Origin of the sequence: Microbacterium sp. LMC-P-041, assembly GCF_030209555.1 — a bacterium.
Taxonomy (GTDB): domain Bacteria; phylum Actinomycetota; class Actinomycetes; order Actinomycetales; family Microbacteriaceae; genus Microbacterium.
The window spans coordinates 100,096-120,569 of the sequence record NZ_JARVRV010000003.1; the positions used below are offsets into that span (position 1 = coordinate 100,096).

A 20,474-nucleotide genomic window follows, 5' to 3' on the forward strand; every position below is an offset into this window, starting at 1 on the left:
CCGCTGTGCCCCTGCCGGGTCGATGTTCGCCGGACAAGACAGAGAAGACCCCCGCCGACCCGATTCGGCGGGGGTCTCTTCGGGAGCAGACGCTCACCGTATGCGCGGATGACGTGACTACCCGATCCGGTCTGAGTCTGTGTCCGCGCATCTGCAGTTGTAGTCGGCGAAGGTGTCCGGGCGGTGAACGCGGCGAGAAATCCTCCTCACCCGGGATTCGCGATCCTGGAAGCGTTTGCGACTTAAGGCCATCAGCAGTACTCACACCCCTGACTTTTCGCCAGAACGCAGCTGCAAGCGCTTGCAGTCATGGAGCCCGCCCTGCTAGCTTCACTCGCAAGCCTCCGGACACGTCGTCGTGTCCGCCGCCATCAGGGAGCATCATTTGTTCAAGTCGGCTCGGTCGAAGACGACCGCTTCACGTCCGCTCGCTCTACTCGCCGCCACCGCGCTCGTCGTCTCGGGCTTCGGCGCGGCCGGCGCTCTCGGCGGCTCATCCGCCGCGGCGGCCGATCGCACCGTGGCTCTCGTGGGCTCGCTGCAGTCCGAGCTCGGCTGCGCGGCGGACTGGGCGCCCGACTGCACCGAGACCGAGCTCGAGCCCACGGGCGCCGAGGGCATCTACTCCGCCGAGTTCGAGGTCCCTGCGGGCACGTGGCAGTACAAAGTCGCGGTGAACGACGGCTGGGACGAGGCGTACGGGCTCGACGGCGGGGCCGACGACATCCCTCTGACGGTGGCCGGCCCGACAACCCTCCGCTTCACGTTCGACGACACGCTCAAGCGCGTCGGGCTCGAGTCCACCGACCTGCGTGGCGGCTACACCTCCGACGATGAGGCGCTCATCGCGAGCCCGGCCCGACAGGCGGGCGCCGGCGAGCAGTTCTACTTCGTGATGACCGACCGCTTCGCGAACGGCGACACGGCCAACGACACCGGCGGTCTCGAGGGCGACCGGCTCACCACCGGTTTCGACCCCGCGGACAAGGGCTTCTATCAGGGCGGCGACATCGCCGGAATCCGCGAGAACCTCGACTACATCGAGGGGCTCGGCACATCGGCGATCTGGCTGACGCCGAGCTTCGCCAACAAGCCGGTGCAGGGTGAGGGCGCCAACGCCTCGGCCGGCTATCACGGCTACTGGATCACCGACTTCACCCGCATCGACCCGCACCTCGGCACCAATGAGGAGCTGCAGGCCCTGATCGCCGACGCGCACGCCCGCGACATCAAGGTGTACTTCGACATCATCACCAACCACACCGCCGACGTCATCGACTACGCCGAGGGGCAGTACTCCTACATCGACCAGGCGACGAGTCCCTACACGGATGCCGCTGGCACGGCGTTCGACCCGGCCGACCACGCGGGCACCGACGGGTTCCCCGAACTCGACCCGGCGACGAGCTTCCCCTACACGCCGGTGATCGACGACAGCGAGGCCGACGTCAAGGTGCCGGCCTGGCTGAACGACCCGTCGCTCTATCACAACCGCGGAGACTCGACCTGGTCGGGGGAGTCGGTCACATACGGCGACTTCAGCGGACTCGACGACCTGATGACCGAGCACCCGACGGTGGTCAACGGCTTCGTCGAGGTCTACGACAAGTGGATCGACCTCGGCATCGACGGTTTTCGCATCGACACCGTCAAGCATGTGAACTTCGAGTTCTGGGAGAAATGGACGGCCGACGTCCTCGACTACGCGCACGAGAAGGGCAACGAGGACTTCTTCATGTTCGGCGAGGTCTACGACGCCGACCCCGTGAAGCTCGCACCGTACGTGCGAGACACCGACATGAACTCGATCCTCGACTTCACGTTCCAGTCCTCCGCCGTCAGCTACGCGTCGGGCAATTCGGCCAAGGGCCTGCAGTCCCTGTTCGCGGGCGACGATCGCTACACGACACCCGACTCGTCGGCGACGGCACTGCCCACGTTCCTCGGCAACCACGACATGGGCAGGGTCGGATCCTTCCTCCAGACGACGGATGCTCCGCTCGAGCGCGACGAGCTGGCGCACGAGCTCATGTTCCTCACCCGGGGTCAGCCGGTCGTCTACTACGGCGACGAGCAGGGCTTCGCCGGCCCCGGCGGCGACAAGGACGCCCGGCAGTCGCTCTTCGCCACCCAGGTCGCCGACTACGCGAATCAGAACCTCATCACCGGTGAGCAGGCCGGCTCGGTCGACCGCTATGCGACGGATGCCGCGCTCTACGAGCACATCGCCGCGCTGTCAGAGCTCCGGGAGTCGAACCCCGCGCTCAGCGAGGGCGCGCAGATCGAGCGGTACGCGGCGTCCGGTGCTGGTGTGTACGCGTTCTCCCGCGTGGATGCCGACCACAAGGTCGAATACCTGGTGGCCGTGAACAACGCCGCCACCGCGCAGACGGTCGACCTCACCACGCTGACCGCCGACGCCTCGTACGAGGTGCTCTACGGTGACGCGGCGTCCCTCGCCACGGATGCCGGTGCGGCCGCCTCGATCACGGTGCCGGCTCTGTCGGCGGTGGTCTGGAAGGCCGACTCGACCGTCACGGCGCCGTCCGAGGCGGCATCCGTCGAGGTCGTCGTGCCCGCCGCCGGAGCCGGTGTCACCGGACAGTCCGCCGTGCAGGCCGACATCGCCGATCAGTGGGCGCAGACGAGCTTCGCCTGGCGCGTCGTCGGCTCCGAGGAGTGGCAGGCGCTCGGCACCGCGGAGGACACCGACCCCCGCGTCTTCCACGACATCCGCGATCTCGCGAACGGCACGCTCGTCGAATACCGGGCCGTGACGACGGATGCCGCGGGCAACCACGCCGCAGCCTCGACGTACGCGTCGGTCGGCAACGCCGTGACGCTGACGGCCGGCGAGGAGCCCGAGTCTCCGATCGACATGGTGACCGTGCCCGGCAGTCTCAACTCCGAGATGGGCTGTGCGGGCGACTGGGACCCTGCCTGCGAGAAGGCGAAGCTGACCCTGCGCGCCGACGGCGTATGGGAGGGGACCTTCGATCTGCCGGCCGGCGACTACGAGTACAAGGCGGCGATCAACGGCAGTTGGGCCGTCAACTACGGAGCGAACGGTGTGCCGGACGGCTCGAACGTCACGCTCACCCACGCGGGCGGGCCGATCACCTTCTACTTCGACCCGCGCACGAACATCGTGCAGTCCTCGGCCGACGGACCCATCGTGACGCTGCCAGGCTCTCTGCAGGACGAGCTCGGCTGCGCGGCGGACTGGTCTCCCGACTGCCTCGGCACCCTCATGGCCGACGGCGACCGCGATGGCGTCTACGAGTTCTCGACCGCCGAACTCCCCACCGGAGCCTACGAGCTCAAGGTGGCGCACGGCCTGAGTTGGGCTGAGAACTACGGCGCCGACGGAGTGCCGGGCGGCGCGAACATCTCGTTCAGCGCGGCCGAGGGCAGCGTGACGTCGTTCCGCTACACGCTGGCGACGCACGTCCTCGAGGTCGTGAGCGCGGACCCGCAGCTCCCCGGCGCCGGAGAGCAGCGCGCACAGTGGGTCGACGCCGAGACGATCGCCTGGCCGGCGACTCTCGGGTCTGTCGACAAGGCCGCCTATCAGCTGTACTCCTCAGCGGACGCCTCGCTCGCGGTGGCAGACGGCGACATCGCGGGTGGCGAGTCGATCGCGCTCGAGGTGATCGAGGGCGGCCTGACGGACGAGCAGCTCGCCCGGTTCCCCGCGCTCGACGGATACCTCGCCCTGCGGGTGACGGATGCCGATGCGGCGGCACTGCTGCGCGCGCAGCTCGCGGTCGTCCAGCGTGACGAGACGGGTGCGCCCTCCGCATTCACCGGCGTGCAGATCGCCGGGGTTCTCGACGATCTCTATGCCGCAGCCCTCGACGACGTCGACCTGGGCGTGACGTTCTCGGGCAAGAAGCCGACGTTCCGGCTGTGGGCGCCGACGGCGCAGAGCGCGACCCTTCTCACCTGGGACGAGGGCGCCGAGGGCGACCCCGCTCGGCACGAGGCCACGTGGGATGCGGCGTCCGGCGTCTGGTCGGTCGCGGGCGCCAAGGATCTCAAGGGCGACGAGTTCCTGTGGGAGGTCGTGGTCTATGCGCCGACGACCGGTGCGATCGAGACGAACCGGGTCACCGATCCCTACTCGACGGCGCTCACTCTGAACTCGCGGCGTTCGGTCGCCATCGACCTCGACGACAAGGCCTGGCAGCCGAAGCAGTGGCAGAAGGCCGAAGCGCCGGTCGTCGAGCGCGCGGTCGACCGGGCGATCTACGAGCTGCACATCCGCGACTTCTCGATCAGCGACGAGACGGTTCCGGCCGACGAGCGCGGCACGTACCTGGCGTTCACCCGCGACAGCGCGGGCACCGATCAGCTGAAGCAGCTCGCGGATGCCGGAATCAACACCGTGCACCTGCTGCCCTCCTTCGACATCGCCTCGATCGAGGAGGACCGCGCAGCGCAGGCGGTGCCCGACTGCGACCTCGCCTCGTTCGGCCCGGCCGACGCGGCACAGCAGGCGTGCATCCAGGCGGTCGCGGATGCCGACGGCTTCAACTGGGGCTACGATCCGTACCACTACTCGACGCCAGAGGGCTCGTACGCGGTCGACGCCGACGGCGGCGCCAGGGTCAGCGAGTTCCGGTCGATGGTCGGCGCTCTCCATGACATGGACCTGCAGGTCGTGCTCGATGAGGTGTTCAACCACACGGCGGCATCCGGTCAGGCCGAGAAGTCGGTGCTCGACCAGGTCGTGCCCGGCTACTACCACCGGCTGAACGCGGCCGGCGGCGTCGAGACCTCGACGTGCTGCCAGAACGTCGCGACCGAGCACCTCGCCGCGCAGAAGCTCATGGTCGACTCGATCGTGACCTGGGCGCGCGACTACAAGGTCGACGGCTTCCGCTTCGACCTCATGGGCCACCACTCGACGACGAACATGCAGGCGATCCGCGACGCGCTCGACGCCCTGACCCTCGCGAAGGACGGCGTCGACGGTTCGGCGATCCATCTGTACGGCGAGGGCTGGAACTTCGGCGAGGTGGCGGACGATGCGCTGTTCGAGCAGGCCACCCAGGGGCAGCTGGGAGGCACCGGCATCGGCACGTTCAACGACCGCCTGCGCGACGCCGTGTACGGCGGCAGCCCGGTCGACTCGTCGTCGACGTTCCGTCAGGGCTTCGGCACCGGTCTCGGCACCGACCCGAACGGCGATCCGATCAACGGCACGGTCGAGCAGGCGCTCGCCGACCTCGGCCACGAGACCGATCTCGTCAAGCTCGGGCTGGCGGGCAATCTGCGCGACTTCGAGTTCACGACGAGCGACGGCTCGGTGACGGCGGGAGAGGCGATCGACTATCGCGGCTCCGCGGCGGGCTATGCCGATCAGCCGGACGAGACGATCAACTACGTCGATGCGCACGACAACGAGACGCTCTACGACCTCTCGGTGCTCAAGCTCCCGGTCGACACGACGATGGCCGACCGCGTGCGGATGAACACGCTGGAGCTCGCGACTGTGACGCTCTCGCAGTCGCCGTCGTTCTGGCATGCAGGCACCGAGCTGTTGCGGTCGAAGTCCCTCGATCGCAACAGCTACAACTCCGGTGACTGGTTCAACCGCATCGACTGGACCGGTCAGGAGTCGACGTTCGGCTCGGGGCTGCCGACCGCGGCGGACAACGAGGAGAAGTGGCCGATCATGGCGCCGCTGCTCGCCGATCCTGCGCTCAAGCCGGCCGCGGCCGACATGGCGGCCGCAGAGGCATCCGCTCTCGATCTGCTGCGCATCCGCGACGAGGTCGATCTGCTGCGGCTCGGCTCGGCCGAGCTGATCCAGCAGAAGGTCACGTTCCCGAACGGCGGGGCGGGGGCGGCTCCGGGCGTGATCCTGATGCAGATCGACGACCTGATGGGTCCCGACGCCGACGCCGATCTCGACGGGGCGCTCGTCGCGTTCAACTCCTCTCCTGCGCCGGTCACGCAGACCGTCGCGGGGCTGGCCGGGCGTTCGTTCGCGCTGACCCCGGCTCAGGCGAACGGAGCGGATGCCGTGGTCAAGACCACGACCTGGGACGCCGCGACCGGCACCGTGACGATCCCCGCCCGGTCGGTCGCCGTGCTGGTCGACGACCAGGTGCAGCCGATCGATACGCGGGTGCGCGCCTCCTCCGACCTGCTGGTGAAGTCGGGCAAGAGCGCCACCGTGAAGGTCACCGTGGCGGCCGACGACGGCAGCGCGCCGGTGGGCACGGTGACGGTGCACGAACGCGGCAAGATCGTCGCCACGGTCGAGCTGGCTCCCTCCGACAAGGGCAGGGTCACCGTCTCGGTGCCGAAGCTGAGCCGTGGGGTGCACCTGCTCACGGTCCGCTTCGACGGCACGGAGCCGTGGCAGGACTCCCGCAGCACGCGCAGCCTCCCGGTGATCGTCTACTGAGGTCGAGGCGAGGGGTGCGGCCGCGCGCCGCACCCCTCGACTCGCGCGACCGCGTCCGTCCTCGCGTGCTCAGTCCCGCGCGTCGACCCCGCTCGTGTCGATGAACGCCCAGCCGTATGCACCGAGCTCGCGGCGCGCCGCGGTCGACCCCGTGAGCACATCGCGGCCGGGCACATCGACCGCCAACGGCTCCGCACTGTGGTTGATGGCGGTGAGGATGCCGCCTCGGCGTGCGATCTCGACGTGCTCGGGAAGGCCCTCGATCTCGGCGGTCACTCCCGCCTCGACGGCGAGCCAGCGCAGCACGGCTGCCATGCCGGCGTCGTCCGGGATCGTCGCGAGGTAGTAGCCGTTGCCGTCCCCGAAGGCCTTGCGGGTGAACGCCGCTCGCCCGGCGGTGCGACCCTCGGTGAAGCGACCCAGCACCTCGGCATCCTGCACGAGGAGCTCTTCCGCGAAGTACTGGCCGACGATCGTCCCCGCGGGGCCGTCCACTGGCGCCTCCGACTGGCCCGGCCCGTCGGGCACGGCGTGGCTCGCGACCTCTCCGGCCGAGTCGGCCGATCGCACCGACTCGGGCGGCACCAGCGCCCCGAAGTCCTCGAGCGCGACGCCGAGCGCGTCCCGCAGCGAGACGATGAAGCCGCCCTCGCGGAACGCGTCGTCCTGGTCGACGACATCGCTGAACGCCGAGACGAACAGGTTGCCGCCCTGCGCGACATACGCCGTGAGATTCGCGGCGCCCTCATCGCTCAGCAGATACTGCTGAGGCGCGACCACGAGTGAATAGCCGCGGAGATCGCTCGTCGTGTTCACGATGTCGACCGCGAGGTTCTGCCGATGCAGCGCCGCATGCCAGCGGTGCGAGAGCGTCAGGTAGTCGAGCACGATCGGGTGGTCGCGCCCGTCGATCGCCCACCAGTTCTCCCAGTCGAAGACGAGAGCGATCTTCGCCCCCGACGAGACGTCCGGCATCTCGGGGAGCTGCGCGAGCTGTCCGCCCAGCTCGACGACCTCCCGCCAGGTGCGGGTGTCGAGCCCGGCCTGCGGCACCATCGCCGAGTGGAACTTCTCGCTGCCGCGGCGCGACTGCCGCCACTGGAAGAACATGATCCCGTCGGCGCCTCGGCCCACCGCCTGCGCGCTGATCGCCGCCATCTGACCGGGTGCTTTCGGGGCGTTGGTGGGACGCCAGTTCAGGGCATTGGTGGACTGCTCCGTGAGGATCCAGGGCACCCCGGGCTTGAGGCCGCGCATCAGCTCGCGCGCGAACGCGGCCCCGCGGAACGACTGGGGGTCGTTGGGATCGGGGTAGTTGTCGTCGCTGATCACGTCGACCTCGGCCGCCCACTTCCAGTAGTCGGCCGGCGGGAACGCGCCCATGAAGTTGGTCGTGATCGGCTGGGTCGCTCCCGCGGCGCGGATGATGTCGCGCTCCATCACATACAGCTCGAGCAGGGTGTCGGAGGTGAACCGTTTGAAGTCCAGCACGCTGGTCGGGTTGATGCTGTACGGCGCCTTGCGCGGCGGCACGATCTGATCGAAGGCGGTGTAGCGCTGCGACCAGAAGTCCGTGCCCCAGGCGTGGTTGAGGGCGTCGATCGTCGCGTACCTGCGCTGCAACCACGCGCGGAACGCGTCGCGCGCGGCGTCGGAGTAGTCGTAGTGCAGATGGCATCCGTACTCGTTGTTGACGTGCCACAGCACGACGGCAGGATGCTGCGCGTAGCGCTCCGCGAGAGCGGTGACGAGTTCGGCCGCGAGGCGACGGTAGACGGGAGAGGAGGGCGCGAACGCCTGGCGGCTGCCGGGCCAGAACGTCGAGCCGTCGGCATCCTGCGGCAGCATCTCGGGGTAGGCGGTCGAGGCCCACGGCGGCGGGGATGCGGTGGCGGTGGCGAGGTCGACCTGGATGCCGCCCTCGTGCAGCAGCCCGATGATCTCGTCGAGCCACTCCCAGTCGAACTCGCCCTCGGCCGGCTGGATGCGCGACCACGAGAAGATCCCCAGGCTCACGAGCGTCACGCCGGCCTCGCGCATCAGCCGGACGTCGTCCGGCCAGACCTCTCGCGGCCACTGCTCGGGGTTGTAGTCGGCGCCGTAGTGCATGAGTCTCCTGGGTCGGGTGTTCGGCCTGCTCTCTCGACCCTAGCGGGGAAGCGCTTTCCAGCACAGTCGTCCGGCGTGCTTTCGCAACTGCAAGGACGCCCTAGTAAATATGCGGATGCCGAAGTACCATCGTCATAGTGCCAACGACGGCGCGAAGGGACATCGCACAATGACTCGTACCATTCCCCACTTCGTAGGCGGAAAGCACCTCACCCCCGAGGGAGGGCGCTTCGCCGACGTGTTCGATCCGAGCACGGGATCCGTCCAGGCGCGCGTGCCGCTGGCCTCCGCGCACGAGGTCGCCGATGTGATCGCGAACGCCGAGGCCGCGCAGGTCGAGTGGGCGGCGACCAACCCCCAGAAGCGCGCACGGGTGCTGCTGCGCTTCCTCGATCTCGTGCAGCGCGAGATGACCGAGCTCGCCGAGCTGCTTGCGAGCGAGCACGGCAAGACGGTCGACGATGCGAAGGGCGACATCCAGCGGGGTCTCGAGGTCATCGAGTTCTCCGCGGGCGCGCCGCACCTGCTCAAAGGCGAGTACTCGACGGGTGCCGGCGCCGGCATCGACGTCTACTCGATGCGGCAGCCGCTCGGAGTGGTGGCGGCGATCACCCCGTTCAACTTCCCGGCGATGATCCCCCTGTGGAAGGCGGGCCCCGCCCTCGCCGCCGGCAACGCCGTGGTGCTCAAGCCCAGCGAGCGCGACCCCTCGGTGCCGGTGCGCATCGCCGAGCTGTTCCTCGAGGCGGGGCTGCCCGCCGGGGTCCTCAACGTCGTGCACGGTGACAAAGAGGCCGTCGACGCGCTGCTCACCGACGACCGCATCCGCGCCGTCGGCTTCGTGGGCTCGACACCGATCGCCGAGTACATCTATTCGACGGCGGCCGCGCACGGCAAGCGCGCGCAGTGCTTCGGCGGCGCCAAGAACCACATGATCGTCATGCCCGACGCCGACCTCGACCAGGCCGTCGACGCGCTGATCGGCTCGGGATACGGATCGGCGGGCGAGCGCTGCATGGCGATCTCGGTCGCGGTGCCGGTCGGCCAGGAGACGGCGGATGCTCTCGCCGCCAAGCTCACCCAGCGCGTGGCGCAGCTGCGGATCGGCCCGTCCCTCGCCTCCGACGTCGACTACGGGCCACTCGTCACCCGGGCTGCCGTCGAGCGGGTGGAGGGGTACATCCAGCAGGGGGTCGACGAGGGCGCGACCCTCCTGGCCGACGGTCGCGGCTTCACGGTGCCCGGTCATGAGCAGGGCTTCTACCTCGGACCGACGCTGTTCGACGACGTGACCACCGACATGGCGATCTACCGCGAGGAGATCTTCGGACCGGTGCTCGTGATCGCCCGCGCCGCCGACTACGAGGAGGCGCTGCGCATGGCATCCGAGCACGAATACGGCAACGGCGTCGCGATCTTCACGCGCGACGGAGACGCGGCACGCGACTTCGCCGCACGGGTCGAGGTCGGGATGGTCGGCGTCAACGTGCCGATCCCGGTGCCGATCGCGTACTACACGTTCGGCGGCTGGAAGCGCAGCGGGTTCGGCGACCTCAACCAGCACGGCGCCGATGCCTTCCGCTTCTACACGAAGACCAAGACGGTCACGAGCCGCTGGCCGTCGGCCGGCATCCGCGACGGCGCCAGCTTCGTGATCCCCACCATGCACTGACCTCGCGACGCCCACAAGGAATCGACATGACAATGACCACCGTCACCACCACCGCCGAAGAGCGCGAGGCCATTCTCGACGCCGTCCGCGAGTTCGCCGAGAACGAGCTCGCACCCTTCTCCGCCGAGCGCGACGAGAAGCACATCTTCCCCCGCGAGTCGCTCGGCAAGGCCGGAGAGCTGGGCCTCGGCGGCATCTACGTGAGCGAGGAGTTCGGCGGCACGGGCCTCAGCCGCTCCGACACCGTGGCGATCTTCGAAGAGCTCGCGAAGGGCGATCCCGCGGTCGCCGCCTACATCTCGATCCACAACATGGTGGTGTGGATGATCGACACCTACGGCGACGATGCACAGCGCGGCCGCTGGCTGCCCGACCTCACCGCCATGCAGGAGTTCGGCGGCTACTGCCTGACCGAGCCGGGCGTCGGATCCGATGCCGCGAACGTCGCCACGAGCGCGGTGCGCGACGGGGACGACTACCTCCTCACCGGCGTGAAGCAGTTCATCTCGGGTGCCGGCGAGGCCGCCGTCTACGTGGTGATGGCCCGTACCGGCGAGCCGGGAGCCCGGGGCATCAGCGCCTTCCTCGTTCCCGGCGATGCCGAGGGACTCAGCTTCGGGGCGCCCGAGAAGAAGATGGGCTGGCACGCCCAGCCCACCCGTCAGGTGATCCTCGACGGCGTGCGCATCCCCGCATCCGGAATGCTCGGCGACGAGGGCCGTGGCTTCGCGATCGCGATGTCGGCGCTCAACGGCGGTCGCCTCAACATCGCGGCCTGCTCCATCGGAGGTGCCCAGTGGGCCCTGGATCGGGCGGTGCAGTACGTGCACGAGCGCGTGGCGTTCGGCGAGCCGCTGGCCGAGAAGCAGTCGATCCTGTTCGCGATCGCCGACATGCGCACCGACCTGCAGGCCGCTCGCCTCATGGTGACCGACGGGGCGCTGGCGGTCGACGAGCACGCCCCGGATGCCACGATGCGATGCGCGATGGCCAAGCGCTTCGCGACGGATGCCGGATTCGACGTCGCCAACCGCGCGCTGCAGCTGCACGGCGGCTACGGCTACCTGCAGGACTACGGCATCGAGAAGGTCGTGCGCGACCTGCGGGTGCACCAGATCCTCGAGGGCACGAACGAGATCATGCGCCTGATCGTCGGGCGCGAGATGTTGCGACCGGCGGGATCCGCCTCGATGCGGAGCGCATCATGAGCGAGTCGTCGAGCGTCCGGATCGCCTTCCTCGGACTCGGCCACATGGGGCTGCCGATGGCGAAGAACCTCGTCGCCGCAGGGCACGAGGTGCACGGGTTCGACCTGGTGCCCGCGGCGATCGAGACGGCGCGGGCCGCCGGCATCCCCGTCGCGGCCAGCGGAGCGGATGCCGTCGCCGACGCCGACGTCGTCATCACGATGTTCCCGGCGGGAAGGCACGTGATCGACGCGTACCGCACCGAGCTGCTCGCCGCAGCCCGCCCCGGCACCCTGTTCATCGAGTCGTCGACGATCGCGGTCGACGAGGCCCGTGCCGCCCACGCGCTCGCGCTCGCCGCGGGGCATCGCAATGTCGACGCCCCGGTGTCCGGCGGCGTCGTCGGTGCCGAGAACGGCACGCTCGCGTTCATGGTGGGCGGCTCGGACGAGGACTTCGCCGCCGCACTGCCGGTGCTCGAGATCATGGGCACGCGCATCGTGCACTGCGGGGGGTCGGGGCTCGGCCAGGCCGCGAAGGTGTGCAACAACATGGTGCTCGCCGTCTCGCAGATCGCGGTGGCCGAGGCATTCGTGCTCGGCGAGCGGCTCGGGCTCGAGCACCAGGCGCTGTTCGACGTGGTGTCGCAGGCGTCCGGTCAGTGCTGGTCCATCACGACCAACTGCCCCGTGCCCGGCCCCGTTCCGACGAGCCCGGCGAACCGCGACTACCAGCCGGGCTTCGCCGGTGCTCTGATGGCGAAGGATCTCGGGCTCGCGCTGCAGGCGATCGAGCAGACGTCGACCGACGCGCGGATGGGGCGGCTCGCCCAGCAGCTCTACGCCGCCTTCGCTGCGGGCGACGGCGCGACCCGCGACTTCTCCGGCATCATCACCGACATCCGCGACGGCAGCGTGTGAGCCGCGCGAGATACTGAGATGACCACGACGGAGAGGCCTTCACGATGACGGAATACGAGACGATCCTGGTCGAGCAGCGCGGACGTGTGGGGTGGATCACCCTGAACCGCCCCGAGGCGCTCAACGCGTTGAACAGTCGCCTCGCCGACGAGGTCACCGCGGCCGCTGTGGCCTTCGACCTCGACGACGGGGTCGGCGCCATCGTCGTGACCGGGTCTGAGAAGGCGTTCGCCGCCGGCGCGGACATCAAGGAGATGGAGGGCATGTCGGCCTCCGAGATCCTCGAGACCGATCATTTCGGCGTCTGGCATGAGTTCGCGGCGGTGCGCACGCCCGTGATCGCCGCCGTCTCGGGGTTCGCACTCGGGGGAGGATGCGAGCTCGCGATGATGTGCGACATCATCCTCGCCGCCGACACCGCGAAGTTCGGGCAGCCCGAGATCAACCTCGGCGTCATTCCCGGCATGGGCGGCACGCAGCGGCTCATCCGCGCCGTGGGCTACTACAAGGCGGCCGAACTCGTGCTGTCCGGTCGGTTCATGGGCGCCGAGGAGGCGGAGCGCTCCGGCCTCGTGTCGCGCGTCGTGCCGGCATCCGACCTCCTCGCCGAGGCTACGAGGCTCGCCGAGACCATCGCGTCGAAATCGCTGCCGTCGGTGTTCGCCGCGAAGGCCGCGCTCGACGCGGCGATGGAGACGACGCTCGCCGATGGCCTCGCCCACGAGAAGCGGGCGTTCGCCGAGCTGTTCGACACCGCAGACCAGAAGGAAGGCATGTCCGCCTTCCGGGAGAAGCGTGCGCCCGACTTCCAGAACCGCTGAGCGCCGCTCCACAACTCCGGAGGACCGCGCCCGTTCCGTGCCGAGCACCCGCCGGCAAGCCCGAGCCCCCTCGGATCTCCGGAGTCATGGAGCAGAGCCTGCACGCAGGCGGCGGGAGACCTCAGCCGCGCAGCGCGTCGACGATCTTCGCGACGCGCCGCTCGCGGGTCGCATCCTGCTTGGCCTCCGCCACCGAGCGGGCGTGCTCCTTGCGCACGGAATAGGGGAGCGCGTCGAAGGCGGCGCGCAGCGCGGTGTCGGCGTCGAGCGCCTCCGCGAGGGAGGCGGGCACCTCGACAGTGCGCTCGGCCGCATCCAGCCGGATCACCGCATCGACCTCCTCGTCGATCTCGACGCCGAGGTCGGTGCGCACAGCCTTGCTGAAGCCGATCATGTTCGCACCTCCCATCCGGGCCAGGCGCAGACGGGCGGTGCGTCCTCCGATCGTGACCGCGACGGGGAACGCCTTCCCCGCTCCGAACGAGGCGACCTGCTCGTCGGTGAGGATGATCGCGGCGGCGGGGCCACGGCCTTCGAGGATCGTGTGCAGGCGCAGTTCGCTCATGCGGGCAGTGTACGCCCGCGTCCCTCGGCCTCGGATGCCAGGTGGGCGTTGCGCTCCTCGATCAGGCGTCGCATGTACTCGCGAAGGATCAGACGGTCGACGAGGCGTCCGATCGGACCGAACGGCGAGTGGAAGACGATCGTGTCGCGGGCCAGGGTTCCCTGCGGATGCTCCTCGAACACGTGCTCGTGCTCGAACGCTCCGAACGGCCCGGAGAGCTGCCGATCGCGGAACCCACGGGGCGGGTCGACGTCGTACACGATCGTCCGCAGCCGGAACGGGATGCCGAAGTGCCGTGCTCGCCACGTGACGGTCGACCCCTCCGTGAACACGCCGCCGGCGGGAGCCTCGATCATGGTCTCCCGGTATCGCGCCATCGACCGCAGGTGCATCCCGGGGTCGAGAGCGACCGCGAACACCGTCTCACGCGGTGCGGCGATGACCGTCTCGAGCACGAACGCGGCCATGTCAGAGCGGCTCGGGCTGCGGCCTGGGGTCGGTGAAGTCACCGGCGGCCTTGCGCATGCGGGCGACGATCGCGACGAGCTCGGCGGCATCCTCGCGGCTCATCCCCGGGTCGGCGAAGACATCGGCGTTCAGGGCGTCCGTGGCGCGAGCGACCAGTTCTCGGCCCGACTCGGTCAGGGCGAGCAGTGCCGCACGGCCGTCGTGCGGGTGCGGTTCGCGCACGATGAGTCCGTCGCGCACGAGGCGCTCCGCGGTGCTCGTGACGGTCGTCGCGTGCACCTGCAGTCGGGCGACGACGCTCGACAGCGGCAGTCGGCCCGACCGGCTGAACGCCAGCAGACGGAGCATCTCGTATCGGGCGAAGCTGAGCGCGAAGGGCTTGAGCGTCGCGTCGACCCGCGCGAGCAGCAGCTGCTGCGCGCGCATGACGGAGGTGACGACGGTCATGCCGTCGGCGGCATCGGTCCATCCGTGCGCGAGCCACTGCCGCTTCGCCTCGGCGAGCGGATCGACGGGCAGCGGACGCGGTCGGTTCACGGTTCTACGGTAGGCCATCGCGTCGCCGCAGCCGGGACCCGGCACCCGGGAGACGACTGGTGGTCCTCAGTCGCTCGTCGGGTGGAACTCAGTATCAAGGGACTAGAATCGACGCAGTCGTGAGGAGCAATCGATGAAGATCTTCGTCCTGGTCAAAGAGGTGCCGGACACCTATGGCGACCGCAAGCTGAACCTCGAGACCGGCCTCGCCGACAGAGGTGCCGGCGACGTGGTGCTCGATGAGATCACCGAGCGCGCGCTCGAGGTCGCGCTGAGCCATGCCGACAAGAACGAGGGCACCGAGGTGGTCGCGGTCGCGATGGCTCCTGGCGGCTCGACGGCATCGGTGCGCCGAGCGCTCGCGATCGGCGCAGGCTCCGCAGTGCACATCGCCGACGAGCAGCTCGCGGGGGCCGACCTCGGCCTCACTGCCGAGACGCTGGCCGCGGCGATCCGTCGCGGCGAACCCGACCTGGTGATCACCGGCAACCTGTCGACCGACGGCTCGGGCGGCGTCATGGCGGCGATGCTCGCCGAGCACCTGGGGTGGGCGCAGGCGACGGCGCTGACCTCTGTCGAGATCTCCTCGGACGGCATCACCGGAACCCGAGGGGCGGATGCCGGAGCGCAGCCGATCTCGGCATCCCTCCCGGCGGTGATCTCGATCACCGAGGCACTGCCCGACGCGCGCTTCCCCAACTTCAAGGGCATCATGGCGGCGAAGAAGAAGCCGCTCGAGGTGCTCACCCTCGACGACCTCGGTGTCTCCGCGGACCCGGCGGCCGCACCCCGCACCATCATGACGTCGGTCGCCGAGAAGCCGCCGCGCGCGGCCGGCGTGAAGATCGTCGATGAGGGCGATGCCGCCGAGAAGCTGGTCGAGTACCTCGTGCAGAACAGGCTGGTGTGACATGACCTACCCCGAGAACCCCATCCTCGTCCTCGTCGACCTCGACCCCGCGGGCAACCCCGCCAGCAGCACGGCGGCACTGATCGGCGCGGCCTCGACCGTCGGCGCTCCGGTCGCGCTCGTCGTCGGAGGGTCCGCAGACGCGGCGGCTCAGGTCGCCGCGGCCGGAGCGTCGGTCGTGCTCACGGCCGACGGCGACCCGTCAGTGCTCACCGTGCCGATCGTCGATGCACTGCACGCGGCCTTCGAGCAGGTGCGGCCGGATGCTGTGCTGATCTCGAACTCGATCAGCGGACGCGATGTCGCCGGGAGGTTCGCCGTGCGCGCGAAGCTGGCGCTGTCGGTCGACGCCGTCGGCCTCTCGAGGGATGACGAGGGCATCGTCGCCCACCACTCCGTCTACGGAGGCGCGTACCTCACCGACTCGGCTCCCACGTTCGGCGCACCGGTCATCACGGTGCGTCAGGGCGCGGTCGACGCGCGAGCCGAGGCGGTGGAGTCGCCGACGATCGACGCGCTCTCCGTGTCGGCATCCGGCACCGTCGGGGCGACCGTCGGCGCGGTCGAGGCCGTCGAGTCCACGTCGACGCGGCCTGAGCTGCGCGGCGCCACGAGGGTCGTCTCGGGTGGTCGCGGCCTCGCCTCGAAGGAGAAGTTCGTGCTCGTCGAAGAGCTCGCCGACGCTCTCGGCGCAGCGGTCGGCGCCTCGCGCGCGGCGGTCGACGCCGGCTACATCCCCCAGTCGCATCAGGTCGGTCAGACGGGCGTCTCGGTCTCGCCGCAGCTGTATGTCGCCCTCGGCATCTCGGGTGCGATCCAGCATCGCGCGGGCATGCAGACGGCGAAGAACATCGTCGCGATCAACAAGGATGGCGAGGCGCCGATCTTCGACGTCGCCGACTTCGGCATCGTCGGCGATCTGTTCACGATCGTCCCGCAGGTGATCGCGGCCCTCGAGGCGCGGAAGAAGTAGCCATGGCGACGCGGATGCTCAGGCGCGGGCTCCCGCGCGTTCCCGGCGGCGAGCCGTGGCCTCCCGGCGACATCGCCGTTGAGGCGCCTGCGGATGCCGAGCACGCATCGCCGCTCTCGGCGCCGTCGACCTCGCTCGATGAGTCGGAGGAGGCCGCCCCGGCGGCTGCCGCTCCGGTGGCTACCGTGCCGGAGCCCGAGTCCTCGGTCGTCGAGCACGCGGTGCCGTCTGCGGCGAGTGGCGCGTCTCTTCGCCGGGGCCTTCCGCGCACGCCGGGTGGCGAACCGTGGCCTCCCGCGAGCGTGGCGGCTGTCGCAGGCGCAGGCGCAGGCGCTGCCGCGGCGCGGACATCGTCTTCGACGCCGGAGCCGGCGGATGCTGCCACCGACGCCGCGGCAGACGTGCCGACCCTGTCCGCCTCGCCGTCCACGCTCGACGAGCCGACGCCTGAGTCGGCCCCGGTCGTCGCGCAGACGGGATCCGTGCGTCGCGGTCTGCCGCGAGTCGCAGGCGGAGATCCGTGGCCCCCGGCGGATACCGTTCCGCTGATCGCAGTCGCCTCGGACGCGGCCTCCTCCATCGCCGTCGATGCCCCGGCTGCCGCGGACGCCCCGGCAGCCGCGGATGCCCATGCCTCCGCGGATGGAGCCCCCGAGGTCGCGGCATCCGCACCGGCCGCCGCTCCGGCATCCGCACCCACCACGGCCGTCGCCACCGCCGCCGCGTTCGCGCTCGGGGATCCTTCGATCCCGCTGCCCGCTCCCCGCACCGTCTGGAACGGCAGTGCGCCTCGGCACGTCACGGCGACCGCTCCGGCATCCGACCGACCTCGGCCGACCTGGACCCAGGCGATCGCCGTCCTCCTCGGCGCCGCGGCGCTCGGCATCCTGGCGGCCGCTGCCGTGGCGTTCGTGCGGGCGCTGCTGAGCTTCCCGTTCATGCAGGACTTCCTCGCCGCGTTCCCCGGCGAATACGAGCCGGCCGTCGCCGTCGAACCGGGATTCGCCCCGTGGACCAACTGGGCGCACTTCTTCAACGTGTTCCTGATGGTGCTGATCATCCGGTCGGGCCTCCGCATCCGCAACGAGAAGCGCCCGACCGCGTTCTGGACCCCGCGCAACGATCCCAAGGGCAAGGTCAGCCTGACGATCTGGTTCCACCAGGCGCTCGACATCCTCTGGCTCGTGAACGGCGTGATCTTCGTGGTGCTGCTGTTCGTCACCGGACACTGGGCGCGCATCGTGCCGACGAGCTGGGAGGTCATCCCCAACGCGCTGTCGGCCGCGCTGCAGTACGTGTCGTTCGACTGGCCGACCGAACACGGCTGGGTAAACTACAACAGCCTGCAGCAGCTGGCCTACTTCGTCACGGTGTTCGTCGCGGCTCCCTTGGCGGCGGCGACCGGGTTCCGCATGTCGGGGATGTGGCCGAAGAAGGCCGAGCGTCTCTCGAAGGCCTACCCGATCGAGTGGGCCCGCGCGCTGCACTTCCCGATCATGATCTACTTCGTGGTGTTCATCATCGGACACGTCGCGCTGGTGTTCCTCACCGGGTTCCTGCGCAACCTCAACCACATGTACGCCTCCTCGGATGCCGTCGGCTGGACTGGGTTCTGGGTCTTCGTGGCATCCCTGGTGGTGATCGCCCTCGGCTGGGTCGCCGCCCGGCCGCTCGTCATCGCCCCGATCGCGAAGCTGTTCGGCACCGTCTCCGGACGTTGACGCGTCCACGATTCAGCCCAGACCGCTTCCGACGCAGCGAAACGGCCCCCTGCCTGAGGCAGGGGGCCGTTCATGCGAAAACGTGAGCGCGAGGGCCACGAGGCGCGGGCTCAGCGCACGAAGCGCACCTCGGTCAGCGTCTCGCCGAGGAACGGCTCGGTGTGGCTGGCGCCGTCGAGCGTGAATCCGTTGCGCGTGTAGAAGCGGTGGGCGCGGGGGTTGTCCTCCGCGACCCACAGGTAGAGAGGTTCGTCCTTCTCGACGGCGGCGTCGAACAGCTTCTGGCCGATGCCCGTGGAGTGGTACGCGTCGAGCAGGTAGATGAAGTACAGCTCGCGGAACGCCGGGGCGTCCTTGTCGCGGGCGGGGCCGGAGCCGACGAACCCGACGATCTCTCCGTCGACGAGCGCGGCGCGCATGGTGAACTCGGGGCCCTGCGAGGCCCAGTGCGTCCACAGCTCGGCCATGCGGCGGGGCGAGACCTTCTCGAGGGCTGCCTTGCTGATCAGGTGGTCGTAGGTCTCGTGCCAGCACTGCGCGTGCACGCGACCCAGGGCTTCCGCATCCACATCACGGACCGGACGGACGATGACTTCAGGCTGGGCTTCGGCGCTCATATCGCGACTCTACGCGCGGGGTCCGCGAAGAGGAAATCGAACGGAAGCGTTCCCGCAGCACCGATATGCCGCTGGAGACATCGCACAACGATGTTCGCGAATCGTTCGTCGCTGGCTACGATCAGTGCTCGTGAACGTGATCTGGCGCACTCTCCTCGTGATCCTCTCCGCCCGTCGCCGCGTGCGGCGAGGCAAGACCCTCGACGCGGGCTCCGTCAGCAGCATCACACTGACGACGCTCCCCACCGACATCGACATCCTGCGCCACATGAACAACGGTCGCTACCTGTCGCTGTTCGACCTCGGTCGCTGGGACCTGCTGATCCGCACGGGGCTGTTCGACGCGATGAACGAGCGCGGCTGGTACGCCGTCGTGTCGAGCGAGACCGTCACCTTCCGCAAGTCCCTGCAGCTCTGGCAGCGGTTCGAGGTGCAGTCCCGGTTCATCGGACACGACGACAAGGCCGTGTTCCTCGAGCACCGAGCCGTCGTCGGCGGCGAGATCTACGCGCGGGTGATCGTGCGCTCGCGGATGCTGCGCCGCACCGGAGGCACGGTCAGCAACGAAGAGCTGTTCGCCGCAGTGGGCAAGCCCGAGGGCGTGCCCGAGATCGATCCGTGGGTGCACGACTGGGCCGCGGCATCCGCTCTGCCTCCCGTGCGCACCTCCGCGCCGAGCGTGTGGAACTGACGCCGTGACCGATCCGTGGGGTCTCGAGACGCGCGCACCGGGCTCGGTGCTGCTGGTGGGATGCGGCAAGCTCGGCGTGCGACTCGGCGAGCGGCTCGTCGAGCAGGGCGCGCAGGTCACGGCCATGCGCCGGAGTGCGGGGGAGCTGCCCTTCCCGACGATCGAGGCGGATCTGCGGCATCCGCTCGACCGTGACCTTCCGGCCTTCGACTCGGTCGTGATCACGCTGCCGCCCAGCACCGAGGGCGACTCGATCTATCCACCGGCGCTGCGCGGGCTCGCGAAGGCCCTGCCGTCGATGCCGGAGCGGGTCGTGTTCGTGTCATCGACGCGCGTGTTCGAGGGGCGTCCTGGCGAGACACCGCTGACCGAGCGCGACGCGACGCGGGTCTCGAGCGAGCGAGGCGGCGATCTGGTCGAGGGCGAGCAGCTGGCCATGGAGCTGTTCGGTGCCCGCATCGTGCGGCCCGCCGGCATCTACGGCCCGGGACGCGACTTCCTCATCCGACGGGTGCGAGAGGCGGCACCGGTCGACCACACGCGTCGCACGAACCGGATCCACGAGACGGACCTCGTGCGGCTGCTCGAGGCGATGCTGCGCGCCGACTCCGCGCCACCGCTGATCCACGCCGTCGATCGGGAGCCGGTGCTGCTCGGGGACGTGGTCGCGCATATCGCCACCCGGCTCGGCGTCGAGCCGCCGCCGCACCTCGACCCCGAGGTCGGCGGCGGGACGGTGCTCGACGGGCATCTGCTGCAGGAGTTCCTCGGCGATCTCGACTACCCGACGTTCCGCGAGGGATACGACGAGATGATCGCCGCGCTCTGAGCGGTTCCACCTCTTCCGGTCGCAGTTCGTGTCGCC

The 20,474-nt window shown here is 69.6% G+C and carries 15 protein-coding genes; 10 read left to right on the plus strand and 5 right to left on the minus strand.

The window, feature by feature from the left end; genetic code table 11:
- Positions 1-385: 385 nt before the first annotated feature.
- Positions 386-6,418, plus strand: a complete 6,033-nt coding sequence (pulA, locus tag QRN21_RS06255; protein WP_285363434.1) for a pullulanase-type alpha-1,6-glucosidase — start codon at positions 386-388, stop codon at positions 6,416-6,418.
- Positions 6,419-6,487: 69 nt separating this feature from the next.
- Here the strand turns inward: pulA and QRN21_RS06260 are convergent, their stop codons facing one another.
- Positions 6,488-8,527, minus strand: coding sequence for a beta-galactosidase (locus tag QRN21_RS06260; protein WP_285363435.1), 2,040 nt, complete (start codon positions 8,525-8,527; stop codon positions 6,488-6,490).
- A gap of 169 nt (positions 8,528-8,696) precedes the next feature.
- Between QRN21_RS06260 and QRN21_RS06265 the strand changes: the two genes are divergently transcribed.
- Genes QRN21_RS06265 through QRN21_RS06280 form a run of 4 tightly spaced genes read left to right on the plus strand, consistent with a single transcriptional unit; the run spans position 8,697 to position 13,127 of the window.
- Entirely contained in the window at positions 8,697-10,199 is a 1,503-nt protein-coding gene (locus QRN21_RS06265) for a CoA-acylating methylmalonate-semialdehyde dehydrogenase (protein WP_187250695.1), read from the plus strand.
- Between the two features lie 26 nt (positions 10,200-10,225).
- On the plus strand, positions 10,226-11,407 hold the full coding sequence (locus QRN21_RS06270) for an acyl-CoA dehydrogenase family protein (RefSeq protein WP_285363436.1): 1,182 nt from the start codon (positions 10,226-10,228) through the stop codon (positions 11,405-11,407).
- Positions 11,404-12,306 carry a 3-hydroxyisobutyrate dehydrogenase gene (gene mmsB, locus QRN21_RS06275; RefSeq protein WP_285363437.1) on the plus strand — a complete coding sequence of 301 codons (903 nt, stop codon included), beginning with the start codon at positions 11,404-11,406 and terminating at the stop codon, positions 12,304-12,306. Before QRN21_RS06270 ends, mmsB begins: the two co-directional genes overlap by 4 nt.
- A 44-nt stretch (positions 12,307-12,350) precedes the next feature.
- Entirely contained in the window at positions 12,351-13,127 is a 777-nt protein-coding gene (locus QRN21_RS06280) for an enoyl-CoA hydratase (RefSeq protein WP_285363438.1), read from the plus strand.
- Between the two features lie 121 nt (positions 13,128-13,248).
- On the opposite strand, the gene QRN21_RS06285 is transcribed toward QRN21_RS06280, so the two are convergent.
- Genes QRN21_RS06285 through QRN21_RS06295 form a run of 3 tightly spaced genes read right to left on the minus strand, consistent with a single transcriptional unit; the run spans position 13,249 to position 14,697 of the window.
- A complete protein-coding gene (locus tag QRN21_RS06285) occupies positions 13,249-13,692 on the minus strand; it encodes a YdeI/OmpD-associated family protein (RefSeq protein WP_285363439.1) in 444 nt (147 codons plus the stop codon).
- On the minus strand, positions 13,689-14,159 hold the full coding sequence (locus tag QRN21_RS06290) for an SRPBCC family protein (RefSeq protein WP_053097845.1): 471 nt from the start codon (positions 14,157-14,159) through the stop codon (positions 13,689-13,691). The genes QRN21_RS06285 and QRN21_RS06290 overlap by 4 nt, the downstream gene beginning before the upstream one ends.
- 1 nt (position 14,160) lies before the next feature.
- The gene (locus QRN21_RS06295; RefSeq protein WP_053099260.1) at positions 14,161-14,697 is read right to left on the minus strand and encodes a MarR family winged helix-turn-helix transcriptional regulator; all 537 of its coding nucleotides are present in this window, start codon (positions 14,695-14,697) and stop codon (positions 14,161-14,163) included.
- A gap of 133 nt (positions 14,698-14,830) precedes the next feature.
- Here QRN21_RS06295 and QRN21_RS06300 point away from each other — a divergent pair, with 133 nt between their 5' ends.
- From QRN21_RS06300 to QRN21_RS06310, 3 genes are read left to right on the plus strand one after another with little or no spacing between them, the layout of a single operon-like run.
- Positions 14,831-15,607 (plus strand): electron transfer flavoprotein subunit beta/FixA family protein, encoded by a 777-nt coding sequence (locus tag QRN21_RS06300; RefSeq protein WP_053097843.1) that lies wholly within the window; start codon positions 14,831-14,833, stop codon positions 15,605-15,607.
- A gap of 1 nt (position 15,608) precedes the next feature.
- Positions 15,609-16,580, plus strand: a complete 972-nt coding sequence (locus QRN21_RS06305) for an electron transfer flavoprotein subunit alpha/FixB family protein (protein ID WP_056280640.1) — start codon at positions 15,609-15,611, stop codon at positions 16,578-16,580.
- A 2-nt stretch (positions 16,581-16,582) separates the two neighbouring features.
- The gene (locus QRN21_RS06310; RefSeq protein ID WP_285363440.1) at positions 16,583-18,301 is read left to right on the plus strand and encodes a cytochrome b/b6 domain-containing protein; all 1,719 of its coding nucleotides are present in this window, start codon (positions 16,583-16,585) and stop codon (positions 18,299-18,301) included.
- A gap of 110 nt (positions 18,302-18,411) precedes the next feature.
- Here the strand turns inward: QRN21_RS06310 and QRN21_RS06315 are convergent, their stop codons facing one another.
- A complete protein-coding gene (locus QRN21_RS06315) occupies positions 18,412-18,918 on the minus strand; it encodes a GNAT family N-acetyltransferase (RefSeq protein ID WP_053097837.1) in 507 nt (168 codons plus the stop codon).
- 130 nt (positions 18,919-19,048) lie between these two features.
- Here QRN21_RS06315 and QRN21_RS06320 point away from each other — a divergent pair, with 130 nt between their 5' ends.
- Positions 19,049-19,609, plus strand: a complete 561-nt coding sequence (locus QRN21_RS06320; RefSeq protein ID WP_056280685.1) for an acyl-CoA thioesterase — start codon at positions 19,049-19,051, stop codon at positions 19,607-19,609.
- A gap of 4 nt (positions 19,610-19,613) precedes the next feature.
- Positions 19,614-20,438, plus strand: coding sequence for a Rossmann-fold NAD(P)-binding domain-containing protein (locus QRN21_RS06325; protein ID WP_233277247.1), 825 nt, complete (start codon positions 19,614-19,616; stop codon positions 20,436-20,438).
- Positions 20,439-20,474: the final 36 nt, after the last annotated feature.

Excerpts from the sequence above, each read along its gene's own strand:
- QRN21_RS06260 (WP_285363435.1), bottom strand. The coding sequence starts at position 8,527 with ATGCACTACGGCGCCGACTACAACCCCGAGCAGTGGCCGCGAGAGGTC.
- QRN21_RS06265 (WP_187250695.1), top strand. The coding sequence starts at position 8,697 with ATGACTCGTACCATTCCCCACTTCGTAGGCGGAAAGCACCTCACCCCC.
- QRN21_RS06270 (WP_285363436.1), top strand. The coding sequence starts at position 10,226 with ATGACAATGACCACCGTCACCACCACCGCCGAAGAGCGCGAGGCCATT.
- mmsB (WP_285363437.1), top strand. The coding sequence starts at position 11,404 with ATGAGCGAGTCGTCGAGCGTCCGGATCGCCTTCCTCGGACTCGGCCAC.
- QRN21_RS06280 (WP_285363438.1), top strand. The coding sequence starts at position 12,351 with ATGACGGAATACGAGACGATCCTGGTCGAGCAGCGCGGACGTGTGGGG.
- QRN21_RS06285 (WP_285363439.1), bottom strand. The coding sequence starts at position 13,692 with ATGAGCGAACTGCGCCTGCACACGATCCTCGAAGGCCGTGGCCCCGCC.
- QRN21_RS06290 (WP_053097845.1), bottom strand. The coding sequence starts at position 14,159 with ATGGCCGCGTTCGTGCTCGAGACGGTCATCGCCGCACCGCGTGAGACG.
- QRN21_RS06300 (WP_053097843.1), top strand. The coding sequence starts at position 14,831 with ATGAAGATCTTCGTCCTGGTCAAAGAGGTGCCGGACACCTATGGCGAC.
- QRN21_RS06305 (WP_056280640.1), top strand. The coding sequence starts at position 15,609 with ATGACCTACCCCGAGAACCCCATCCTCGTCCTCGTCGACCTCGACCCC.
- QRN21_RS06310 (WP_285363440.1), top strand. The coding sequence starts at position 16,583 with ATGGCGACGCGGATGCTCAGGCGCGGGCTCCCGCGCGTTCCCGGCGGC.
- QRN21_RS06315 (WP_053097837.1), bottom strand. The coding sequence starts at position 18,918 with ATGAGCGCCGAAGCCCAGCCTGAAGTCATCGTCCGTCCGGTCCGTGAT.